The following is a 12138-nucleotide window of genomic DNA, read 5'->3' as shown; positions in this document are numbered from 1 at the left end:
ATGGCAAAGAAGCTGAAACTCTTGACAAACGCGATCAAGTCTTCACCTATAATGTGAAAACAAGTGTAGCGCAAGATGCGACAGCCTTCTCAGTCACAGATACCCTAGTGGACGTTCTTGAATTCGCAGGAACTCCAAGTGCTAAATTGAACGGTCAAGCTCTTGAAGCAAGCCAAATCAAGGTAGAAGGACAAACGATTACCTTGACGCTTACAGAAGATCAAGTCAAAGCCAATGGCGGTCAAGCAGTTGAATTAACTTTCGACGCTAAGATCAAAGCCGGCGCGAACTTGTCTGCTTACCTATCAGAAGATAAGTCAATCAAGGTTCCGAACAAGGCAGCTTACAAGGCAGATCTTCCAAACAAACCGGGCTTTACGAAAGACTCTAATGAAGTTCCAGTAACGCCTCCAACTCCAGAAGAGCCAGAAATCAAGAAAGATGTGAATGGCAAAGAAGCTGCAACACTTGCGAAACGTGATGAAGTCTTCACTTATAATGTGAAAACAAGTGTAGCGCAAGATGCGACAGCCTTCGCAGTCACAGATACACTAGTAGATGTTCTTGAATTCGCCGGCACATCAAGTGCTAAATTGAATGGTCAAGCGCTTGACGCAAGCCAAATCAAGGTAGAAGGACAAACGATTACCTTGACGCTTACAGAGGAACAAGTTAAAGCCAATGGTGGTCAAGCAGTTGAATTAACATTCGACGCTAAGATCAAAGCTGGTGCTAACTTGTCAGCTTACTTATCAGAAGATAAGACTGTGAAAGTTCCTAACAAGGCAGCTTACAAGGCAGATCTTCCAAACAAACCAGGCTTCACTAAGGATTCAAATGAAGTTCCAGTAACTCCACCGACTCCAGAAGAGCCAGAGATCAAGAAAGATGTGAATGGCAAAGAAGCTGCAACACTTGCGAAACGTGATGAAGTCTTCACTTATAATGTGAAAACAAGTGTAGCGCAAGATGCGACAGCCTTCGCAGTCACAGATACCCTAGTAGACGTTCTTGAATTCGCAGGAACTCCAAGTGCTAAATTGAACGGTCAAGCTCTTGAAGCAAGCCAAATCAAGGTAGAAGGTCAAACGATTACCTTGACGCTTACAGAAGATCAAGTGAAAGCCAATGGCGGTCAAGCAGTTGAATTAACGTTCGATGCGAAGATCAAAGCCGGCGCGAACTTGTCAGCTTACTTATCAGAAGATAAGACTGTGAAAGTTCCTAACAAGGCAGCTTACAAGGCAGATCTTCCAAACAAACCAGGCTTTACGAAAGACTCTAATGAAGTTCCAGTAACGCCACCGACTCCAGAAGAGCCAGAAATCAAGAAAGATGTGAACGGCAAAGAAGCTGAAACTCTTGGCAAACGCGACCAAGTCTTCACCTATAATGTGAAAACAAGTGTAGCGCAAGATGCGACAGCCTTCTCAGTCACAGATACCCTAGTGGACGTTCTTGAATTCGCCGGCACATCAAGTGCTAAACTGAACGGTCAAGCTCTTGAAGCAAGCCAAATCAAGGTAGAAGGTCAAACGATTACCTTGACGCTTACAGAAGATCAAGTGAAAGCCAATGGCGGTCAAGCAGTTGAATTAACATTCGACGCTAAGATCAGAGCTGGCGCGAACTTGTCAGCTTACTTATCAGAAGATAAGACTGTGAAAGTTCCGAACAAGGCAGCTTACAAGGCAGATCTTCCAAACAAACCAGGCTTCACTAAGGATTCCAATGAAGTTCCAGTAACGCCTCCAACACCAGAAGAGCCAGAAATCAAGAAAGATGTAGACACGAAAGCTGAAGAAACACTCGCTGATCGTGATCAAGTCTTCACCTATAACGTGAAAACAAGTGTTCCAACAGATGCGACAGCCTTCAGTGTAAGCGATACACTTGAATCTGTTCTTGATTATGCAGGTTCAGTAAAAGCGAGCTTGAATGGTCAAGCCCTTGATGTAAATCAAATCAAGGTAGAAGGTCAAACCATTACCTTGACACTTACAGAAGAACAAGTGAAAGCCAATGGTGGTCAAGCTGTTGAATTGAGCTTCACTGCTAAGATTAAAGCGGGAGCTGATTTGACTCCATATCTAACAGATCGTGGATTTACTGTTCCAAATACGGCTTCTTATGACGCGAAGTTCCCACAAAAACCAGGGCTACACAAAGATTCGAATAAAGTTCCGGTAATCGTTCCAAAAGAACCAGAACCAGAAATTTCTAAGAAGATTAATCGTACCTTGGACCACTTGGATGTGGAATACGACGCACCATACATGTATAATGTCAATACCACTTTGCCAAAAGATATTGATAAGTACAAAGAGTTCACCGTAACGGACACACTTGAATCTGTCTTGGCAATCGCTGATACACCAGTAGCTTATGTAGATGGACGTGATGCAAATGGTGCCCTTGAAACAAGTGTTGAAGGAAATACAGTCACTGTGAAAGTGAAAGATTTCGCTCGATTGAAAGGTTTCAAAGAAATCCAATTGTATATTCCAGCTAAACTCAAAGCGAATAGCGATTTGAAAGCTTATAAGGACCAATTGGTACCAAACAGAGCAACTGTCAACTTCAAGGATGCCAATGGTCAATCTGGTAACAAGGAAACAAAACCAGTAACGGTGAAACCGCGTGACCCAGAAAAACCAACAGATCCAACACCAGGTGAACCAGCTAAGTCTGTTGGACCAGAAGATGGATCTAAACCTGATAAAGATTACCACTTGCCAAACGCTTTAGATACCTTCCGATTCGATATCACTACACCGGTTCCAACAGATCCAGTAGATGAAAACGGAAATGCTAAGAAGGATCAATATGGTCGTCTTATCAAGACAGACTTGACTAGCTTTACGATCACTGATAAAATCGATTCAGTCTTGAAAGTCAACAAAGACCGTATCGCTCTTAAAGTTGAAAATGCTCAGTTTGACAAGATCAAAGCAACTCTTCAAGCTCAACTTGAACAGTCTGAGAAAGAACTCAAAGCTTTGACAGGCAAGTCAACAGAAGAGACTTCAACAGAGACTGGTAAGAAGGAAGAACTTAAGGCAGCGGAAGCTAAAGTAGCTGAATTGAAAGCGAAGTTGGAAGCAGCTAAGGCAGCGCAGCCAGCTAAACCAGCTGAAACTACAACACCAGCTACTCCAGCAACAGCTGCTGAAGAAACAACTCCAGCTACATCTGATTCTTCTGCAACAGAAGATAAGAAACCTGCAACTAGCGAGCTAAGTCAAGATCTTGCAAGCTTGGAAGCAGAGTTGAAAGCAGCTGAAGAAAACTTGGCTAAACTTCAAGCACCAGCTCAGAAAGAATCAGAATTGGCACCAGCTGATAAGAAACAACAACAAGAGAAACTTGAAAATGAAATCAAGAAACTAAAAGAAGCTCAAACCAAGCTTCAAGCAGCTATTGATAAATTGTCAAAAGTTTCAAATGACCGCGGTGAATTAGTAGGTAAAGATTTAGAAGCAATTGCTACTGTTACTTATGATGAAACTAGCAATGTTGTGACTTTTGAAATCAGCGACAAGGATGTTCTTGAAGCCTTGAAGGGAAGTACCGTACGTCTTGTACTTTACACTAACTTCAAAGAAGGAACAGATTTTGCACAATTCGCTGCTGGTGTTCCTAATAAAGCTATAGTAAGCTTTAACCATAATCCAAAGCCAAAAACTACCAACAAAGTTGTGGTGTTCCCACCAACACCACCAACACCAGAAAAACCACAAACTCCGCCACCAGGTGGAACCGTTCCTCCTGCAGAACCTAAGAAAACATTGCCAAATACAGGTTCTGAAGCTTCTTCAATCTTTGGAGTACTTGCAGCCCTTACTCTAGGACTTGCTGGACTTCTAGTTTGGAAGCGTAAAGCTGAACGTTAGTATCATATAGTAAGAGGAGAGTAGAAAATTTTACTCTTCTCCTTACTGTATATTGAAAGTGTTAAGGAAAGAATAATGAGTAGAAAAAAATTATTAAAGTTAGGAATTTCTATACTTGCTTTAAATGCACTTGGAGTAGCCACTTATCATGTAGCTCCCGACTTGTATCAAATTCCAACAGTGCATGCGGAAGAGACACCAGCGGAAGATGAAGAAATTCCAGATGGCCAAGAGCGAAGTATTGCAAATACTTTCAAAAGAATGCTTGATAGTATAGAATCTTCAATTAAGGATTTTACAGATAGTCCAGATGAGGATAATAAAGAACTCCTAGAGGGTGATGTAGAAGAAGCAAAGAATTTTTTTGAAACTGCAAAGAAGGCAATGAAGAGTCCAGAAGGTCAAAAAAGTTTTGCGGTGCTTGAAGCTCGCTACAATTCTTTAAAAGCTAAGGCTGAGGCGCTTCTCACTGGGGGAGATTTAAAAGAAGAACATCAAGAAGTCACAACTACTGAGGAGATTCCTTACCCATCTCGGACAGAAAACAATGCAGACCTCGCTGAAGGTACTCGAAAGGTAAAACAAGCGGGAGAAAAAGGTCAGAAGAAAGTTGTTTGGGATGTTACTTTGGTAAATGGCGTTGAGAAAAAACGTGATAGAAAGAGCCAAACGGTAATTAAAGAACCAGTAGAAGAAATCATTGAAGTTGGAACTAAGAAAACAGCTGTAGAAACCAAAGAAACAGTGACTGTAGAGGAGAAAGTTGCTTTCAAAGAAGAAACGAAAGTAGACCCAGCACTGGATAAGGGTCAAACGCGTGTTGAAGAAGGTGAAGAAGGTATCGATGAAGTCACTTATGAAGTGACAAAAGTGGATGGTGTTGAAAAATCTCGTAAAGAAGTTTCACGCAAGACTAAGAAAGCTGCAAAAAACAAGGTTACCTATACAGGTGCCAAAGCAGTTGTAACTACTAAGGAAGTAACTAAAACTGAAGAAGTTGCCTTCCAGACTCGTGAGGTTGAAAATGCACTCTTAGCTGAAGGTGTTCGCCGAGTAAAAACAGCTGGCCAAAAAGGGGTTCGTACGATTGTTGAAACTGTCACTTACACAGACGGCGTTGAAACAGGTCGTGAGGTGAAATCCAACACAATCACTACTCCAGCAGTAGACGAGATCGTTGAAGTAGGAACTAAGAAAGTAGTAGCTCCAGTAGTAACAACGAAGGAAGAAACAAAGACAGAAGAAGTTGCCTTCCAAACTAAGGAAGTCACAAATTCTGAACTTCCAGAAGGAACTCGTGTAGTGAAAACAGCTGGCCAAAAAGGTGTTCGTACGATTGTTGAAACTGTCACTTACACAGACGGAGTAGAAACAGGTCGTGAGGTGAAATCCAACACAATCACTACTCCAGCAGTAGATGAGATCGTTGAAGTAGGAACTAAGAAAGTAGTAGCTCCAGTTGTAACGACTAAGGAAGAGACGAAAACAGAAGAAGTTGCCTTCCAAACTAAGGAAGTCACAAATCCTGAACTTCCAGAAGGAACTCGTGTAGTGAAAACAGCTGGTAAGAAGGGTGTTCGCACTATCGTTTACACAGTTACTTACACAGACGGAAAAGAAACAGGTCGTGAGGTGAAATCCAACACAATCACCACTCCAGCAGTAGACGAAGTTGTCGAAGTAGGAACTAAGAAAGTAGTAGCTCCAGTAGTTACAACGAAGGAAGAAACAAAGACAGAAGAAGTTGCCTTCCAAACTAAGGAAGTCACAAATTCTGAACTTCCAGAAGGAACTCGTGTAGTGAAAACAGCTGGTAAAAATGGTGTTCGCACTATCGTTTACACAGTCACTTACACAGACGGCGTTGAAACAGGTCGTGTTGAGAAATCCAACACAATCACCACTCCAGCAGTAGATGAGATCGTTGAAGTAGGAACTAAGAAAGTAGTAGCTCCAGTAGTTACAACGAAGGAAGAAACAAAGACAGAAGAAGTTGCCTTCCAAACTAAGGAAGTCACAAATTCTGAACTTCCAGAAGGAACTCGTGTAGTAAAAGCTGCTGGTAAGAAGGGTGTTCGCACCATCGTTTACACAGTCACTTACACAGACGGAGTAGAAACAGGTCGTGTTGAGAAATCCAACACAATCACCACTCCAGCAGTAGATGAGATCGTTGAAGTAGGAACTAAGAAAGTAGTAGCTCCAGTAGTTACAACGAAGGAAGAAACGAAAACAGAAGAAGTTGCCTTCCAAACTAATGAAGTCACAAATTCTGAACTTCCAGAAGGAAGTCGTGTAGTAAAAGCTGCTGGTAAGAAGGGTGTTCGCACCATCGTTTACACAGTTACCTACACAGACGGAGTAGAAACAGGTCGTGTTGAGAAATCCAAGACAATCACCACTCCAGCAGTAGATGAGATCGTTGAAGTAGGAACTAAGAAAGTAGCATCTACAACAACAGGAAATCAAGCTGAAAGCAACAAGAAAGAAGAAACTGCAAGTCAAGATAAGAAAGCTCTACCAAACACAGGTTCAGCAGTATCTAGTCTTCTTTCAATGATTGGTTTATTTATCGCCGGTTTAGTAGGCTTTGTCGTTCGTAAGAAGGACTAAGCCATTCTTAGTAAATAAGAAATTGAATTCTTAATTCCTGAGTCTAAGAAGAGAGAACGAGAAATCGTTCTCTCTTTTTCTTGCATTTTATATCGAACTGTGATATAGTTTATATAACGAAGTGCGATATATCGAATTAAATAGGAGGTGTGGTTAAATGGAATTGACGGATAAGATTCGTCGAGTTTATCTTCCGATGACAGAAACGGGTTTTTATATCTTGTTTTGTCTACAGAAGGAGAACCATGGATATGGTATCACACAAAAGGTCAAGGAGATGACAGATTCGCAAGTTTCGATTAGTCCCGGAACTATGTATGGGACCTTGTCAAAGATGGAAAAGGATGGCTTGATTTCCTTTGTCCGAGAAGAGGAGAAACGGAAAATCTATCAGATTACAGACTTGGGACGAAAAGTTTTGGAGATAGAATTGAAACGTATTGAACGGCTCTATAGAAATAGTCGGGAGGAAGGATGATGGAAAAGAAAAATGTTTATCGAATTTTTACAATTGCGGATTATGAGAGGGAGGCTCTATACTTTAGAGAAATGCATGCCAAGGGCTGGAAGCTTAGGAAAGTAAGCTATTCTATCTTATTGTCTGTAATTAAGTATACCTTTGAAAAGTGTCAGCCGGAACAAGTATCTTATCAGTTGGATTTTTACCCGATGGAAAAATCAGATAGATCCTCCTACTTACAACTATTTAAAGATTGTGGTTGGGAGCATATTACAGACTTTAATAGTTTTTCCTATTTTAGAAAAGCACATTCTGAAATTGAATCAAATGCAGAATTTGAAATCTATAATGACGCTGCTGGGAAGTTGAATATGGTTCATCGGATTTTAAGACTGCGGTTGCTTCCTATTTTGTTTTTCTTTTCAATGTTGATTCCGTTGTTCTTAAAGTTGCTCAGTGAAAGAGACGTTTTTAGAGGGCTAGTGTTTTTGCTTACTATCATAGATTGTGTTTTATTGTTGGCTCTTGTGGTTCAGATTTCTTATATTTTTTGGAGATTGTTTTAAAAATGGAAAGAATTATCTGATAAATGAAGCAATACTTGTTTTCTAATCTGGAGGTAAAACAATGAATAGTGAAGTACAATTTCGGATTTTTACAATAGTTGATTTGGACAAGGAAGAAGAATATTTGCATGAGATGCACTTGAAAGGCTGGAGATATAGAACTAGTCGTTTTGGTTTTTTCTATTTTGACCAATGCCAACCGGACGATGTCATCTACCGTATCTATAATTCTAGATTTCTTAAAAAGTATAAGCATGAACTACAAGATTTTAGAGATAACGGTTGGGAATTGATAGAAACAGGTTTTTGTTCAATTCTTCGTAAACCAACTTCTGATATACTTTCAGAGGAGAAAGTCTATATGAGTAAGGGTCTCGGATGGGAAGTTATGCGGTCTAGACTTCGTTCCTGTATATCCACCTTTTCAGGTGGTCTTGTTGTTTGCATGAGTTTGTATCGAGAAAACTTGTCTCAGTCTTTCTTTATTATTTTCGTTTTATATGCTTGTTTAATTTCTTATCTAATCTATGGTTTTTTCAGGCTTAAAAGGAAATACCAAGTAGATGAGAAGTAAGATTCTAGGTCTTTAGACTGATTTTTAGCACTCTTGGCAAAAGAGTGCTAATTTTTTGAGTTTTTGTCTTGACATTCTCTTCTAAGGGTGTATAATAGAATCATGAGTTAGCACTTAGATGTGTTGAGTGCTAATTGATCTGACAGAGAGGAGTGATGAGATGGTTACAGAGCGTCAGCAGGATATTTTAAATCTGATTATTGACATCTTTACCAAAACGCACGAACCTGTCGGATCCAAAGCTTTACAAGAGTCTATCAGCTCTAGCAGTGCAACCATTCGTAATGATATGGCGGCTCTAGAAAAGCAAGGTTTGCTTGAGAAAGCTCATACTTCAAGTGGTCGGATGCCAAGTGTCGCGGGGTTTCAGTACTATGTGAAACACTCACTGGATTTTGACAGACTGGCTGAAAATGAGGTATACGAGATTGTCAAAGCCTTTGATCAGGAATTCTTCAAACTGGAGGATATTCTGCAAGAGGCTGCTAATTTACTAACAGACTTGAGTGGCTGTACGGTAGTGGCTCTAGATGTTGAACCAAGTAGACAGCGCCTGACGGCTTTCGATATTGTCGTTCTAGGACAACATACTGCTCTTGCAGTTTTCACCCTAGACGAGTCTCGAACGGTTACTAGTCAGTTTCTGATCCCAAGGAACTTTTTGCAGGAGGATTTGCTGAAACTGAAGAGCATCATTCAGGAACGTTTCTTAGGACACACTGTTCTAGATATTCACTACAAGATTCGGACGGAGATTCCGCAGATTATCCAGCGTTACTTCACAACAACGGACAATGTTATCGATCTCTTTGAACACATCTTTAAGAAAATGTTCAACGAAAACATTGTGGTGGCGGGCAAGGTCAATCTCTTGAATTTTGCCAATCTAGCAGCCTATCAGTTCTTTGACCAACCACAGAAGGTGGCCTTGGAAATTCGTGAAGGTCTGCATGAAGATCAGATGCAAAATGTCCGTGTTGCAGATAGTCAAGAGTCCTGTCTAGCTGATCTAGCTGTGATTAGTAGCAAGTTTCTTATTCCTTATCGGGGAGTTGGAATTCTAGCCATTATCGGTCCGGTCAATCTGGATTACCAGCAATTGGTCAATCAGCTCAATGTTGTCAATCGAGTCCTAACTATGAAACTCACAGATTTCTACCGCTATTTGAGTAGTAATCACTATGAGGTGAGTTGAACATGAAATTACACAAATTCCTAAAAAGGAGGCGAAAAATGTCTGAGGAAATAAAAAACGAAGAAGTAAAAGAAGAGGAAGTTGTTGAAACAACTGAAGAAACAACTCCTGAGAAATCTGAGTTGGACTTGGCAAATGAACGTGCAGATGAGTTCGAAAATAAATACCTTCGCGCTCATGCAGAAATGCAAAATATTCAACGCCGTGCCAATGAAGAACGTCAAAACTTGCAACGCTATCGTAGTCAAGACTTGGCAAAAGCAATCTTACCATCGCTCGACAACCTAGAACGTGCACTCGCCGTTGAAGGTTTGACAGATGATGTGAAGAAGGGCTTGGAAATGGTGCAAGAAAGTTTGATTCACGCTTTGAAAGAAGAGGGGATCGAAGAAATCACAGCTGATGGTGAATTTGACCATAACTACCACATGGCAATCCAAACTCTCCCAGCAGACGATGAACACCCAGCAGATACCATCGCCCAAGTATTCCAAAAAGGCTATAAACTCCATGACCGCATTCTAAGGCCAGCAATGGTAGTTGTTTACAGCTAAGCTAGAAAGCTTAAAAAATTTGTCCGAAACGACAATAAACTATGAAGAAAGATAAGAGGCAAGCCGGAGGCTTGCAAGGAAGATATTTCCCACCGTGGTGAAAGTTTCAGTAGCTTTTGCTACTGAAACAGGGGATTTTTGAGACAATAGGCTCAAAAATAAGTGATGAAATCCCGAAGGGAGTTGCTCACGTCCCCACCACTTAAGGGAAATATCAAAAATAGAAAATTAACTAACAAGGAGAAAACACATGTCTAAAATTATCGGTATTGACTTAGGTACAACAAACTCAGCAGTTGCAGTTCTTGAAGGAACTGAATCAAAAATCATCGCAAACCCAGAAGGAAACCGCACAACTCCGTCTGTAGTGTCATTCAAAAACGGCGAAATCATCGTTGGTGATGCTGCAAAACGTCAAGCAGTCACAAACCCTGATACAGTAATCTCTATCAAATCTAAAATGGGAACTTCTGAAAAAGTTTCTGCAAACGGTAAAGAATACACTCCACAAGAAATCTCAGCTATGATCCTTCAATACTTGAAAGGTTACGCTGAAGATTACCTTGGTGAAAAGGTAACTAAAGCAGTTATCACAGTTCCAGCTTACTTTAATGATGCGCAACGTCAAGCAACAAAAGACGCTGGTAAAATCGCTGGTCTTGAAGTAGAACGTATCGTCAACGAACCAACTGCAGCAGCCCTTGCTTACGGTTTGGATAAGACTGACAAAGAAGAAAAAATCTTGGTATTTGACCTTGGTGGTGGTACATTCGACGTTTCTATCCTTGAATTGGGTGACGGTGTCTTCGACGTATTGTCAACTGCAGGGGACAACAAACTCGGTGGTGATGACTTTGACCAAAAAATCATTGACCACTTGGTAGCAGAATTCAAGAAAGAAAATGGTATTGACTTGTCTACTGACAAGATGGCAATGCAACGTTTGAAAGATGCCGCTGAAAAAGCGAAGAAAGACCTTTCTGGTGTAACTTCAACTCAAATTAGCTTGCCGTTTATCACTGCTGGTGAAGCTGGGCCTCTTCACTTGGAAATGACTTTGACTCGTGCCAAATTTGACGATTTGACTCGTGATCTTGTAGAACGTACAAAAACTCCAGTTCGTCAAGCCCTTTCAGATGCAGGCTTGAGCTTGTCAGAAATCGATGAAGTCATCCTTGTTGGTGGTTCAACTCGTATCCCAGCCGTTGTAGAAGCTGTTAAGGCTGAAACTGGTAAAGAACCAAACAAATCAGTAAACCCTGACGAAGTTGTTGCCATGGGTGCTGCCATCCAAGGTGGTGTGATCACTGGTGATGTTAAAGACGTTGTCCTTCTTGACGTAACGCCATTATCACTCGGTATCGAAACAATGGGTGGAGTATTTACAAAACTTATCGACCGTAACACAACAATCCCAACATCTAAATCACAAGTCTTCTCAACTGCAGCAGACAACCAACCAGCCGTTGATATCCACGTTCTTCAAGGTGAACGCCCAATGGCAGCAGATAACAAGACTCTTGGACGTTTCCAATTGACTGACATCCCAGCTGCACCTCGTGGTATCCCACAAATCGAAGTAACATTTGATATCGATAAAAACGGTATCGTATCTGTTAAGGCCAAAGACCTTGGAACTCAAAAAGAACAAACAATTGTCATCCAATCTAACTCAGGTTTGACTGACGAAGAAATCGACCGCATGATGAAAGATGCAGAAGCTAATGCTGAAGCAGATAAGAAACGTAAAGAAGAAGTTGACCTTCGTAACGAAGTAGACCAAGCGATCTTTGCGACTGAAAAGACCATCAAGGAAACTGAAGGCAAAGGCTTCGATGCAGAACGCGATGCTGCCCAAGCTGCCCTTGATGACCTTAAGAAAGCTCAAGAAGACAACAACTTGGACGAAATGAAAGCAAAACTTGAAGCATTGAACGAAAAAGCTCAAGGACTTGCTGTTAAACTTTACGAACAAGCTGCAGCAGCTCAACAAGCTCAAGCAGGAGCAGAAGGCGCACAAGCAACAGGAAACGCAGGCGATGACGTCGTAGACGGAGAGTTTACTGAAAAATAAGATGCAAAGCCCGTTAAAACCTCACAGTGAAAATAGGAAATCTAACGCAGAAACTTTAGTTTCTAGGAAGATTTGTCTTTTTCACCAAGAGGTTAGGGCGTGCTCGACTTAGCATTACTAGTTTGATTTTTAAAACTAGAACGTCGTAATGATAAGAAGAAATCCAGAGGTTGCAACCCAGCCTCTGTTTTTCGGTAAAATAGAGGATG

7 protein-coding genes and 1 pseudogene are annotated in these 12138 nt (G+C 41.1%); all 8 read left to right on the top strand.

The window, feature by feature from the left end; translation table 11 throughout:
• A pseudogene (padA, locus tag KZX55_RS09095) lies at positions 1 to 3893 on the top strand (LPXTG-anchored isopeptide-forming adhesin PadA); the annotation flags it as partial.
• A 75-nt stretch (positions 3894 to 3968) separates the two neighbouring features.
• Positions 3969 to 6506 carry a G5 domain-containing protein gene (locus tag KZX55_RS09090; protein WP_248026930.1) on the top strand — a complete coding sequence of 846 codons (2538 nt, stop codon included), beginning with the start codon at positions 3969 to 3971 and terminating at the stop codon, positions 6504 to 6506.
• 157 nt (positions 6507 to 6663) lie between these two features.
• Positions 6664 to 6984, top strand: coding sequence for a PadR family transcriptional regulator (locus KZX55_RS09085; RefSeq protein WP_000423981.1), 321 nt, complete (start codon positions 6664 to 6666; stop codon positions 6982 to 6984).
• The gene (locus tag KZX55_RS09080; protein ID WP_248026932.1) at positions 6984 to 7532 is read left to right on the top strand and encodes a DUF2812 domain-containing protein; all 549 of its coding nucleotides are present in this window, start codon (positions 6984 to 6986) and stop codon (positions 7530 to 7532) included. Before KZX55_RS09085 ends, KZX55_RS09080 begins: the two co-directional genes overlap by 1 nt.
• A gap of 61 nt (positions 7533 to 7593) precedes the next feature.
• Complete coding sequence (locus KZX55_RS09075; RefSeq protein WP_248026914.1) at positions 7594 to 8106, top strand: DUF2812 domain-containing protein; 513 nt, start codon at positions 7594 to 7596, stop codon at positions 8104 to 8106.
• A 160-nt stretch (positions 8107 to 8266) separates the two neighbouring features.
• Positions 8267 to 9301 carry a heat-inducible transcriptional repressor HrcA gene (hrcA, locus tag KZX55_RS09070; protein WP_248026912.1) on the top strand — a complete coding sequence of 345 codons (1035 nt, stop codon included), beginning with the start codon at positions 8267 to 8269 and terminating at the stop codon, positions 9299 to 9301.
• A 38-nt stretch (positions 9302 to 9339) separates the two neighbouring features.
• A complete protein-coding gene (gene grpE, locus KZX55_RS09065) occupies positions 9340 to 9855 on the top strand; it encodes a nucleotide exchange factor GrpE (RefSeq protein ID WP_248026910.1) in 516 nt (171 codons plus the stop codon).
• A 250-nt stretch (positions 9856 to 10105) separates the two neighbouring features.
• On the top strand, positions 10106 to 11929 hold the full coding sequence (gene dnaK / locus KZX55_RS09060; protein ID WP_061588774.1) for a molecular chaperone DnaK: 1824 nt from the start codon (positions 10106 to 10108) through the stop codon (positions 11927 to 11929).
• Positions 11930 to 12138: the final 209 nt, after the last annotated feature.

This window comes from Streptococcus halitosis (genome assembly GCF_023147855.1).
GTDB lineage: Bacteria > Bacillota > Bacilli > Lactobacillales > Streptococcaceae > Streptococcus > Streptococcus halitosis_B.
Note: the sequence above shows the minus strand (reverse complement) of the source record. Positions and strands in the feature narration are given on the sequence as shown.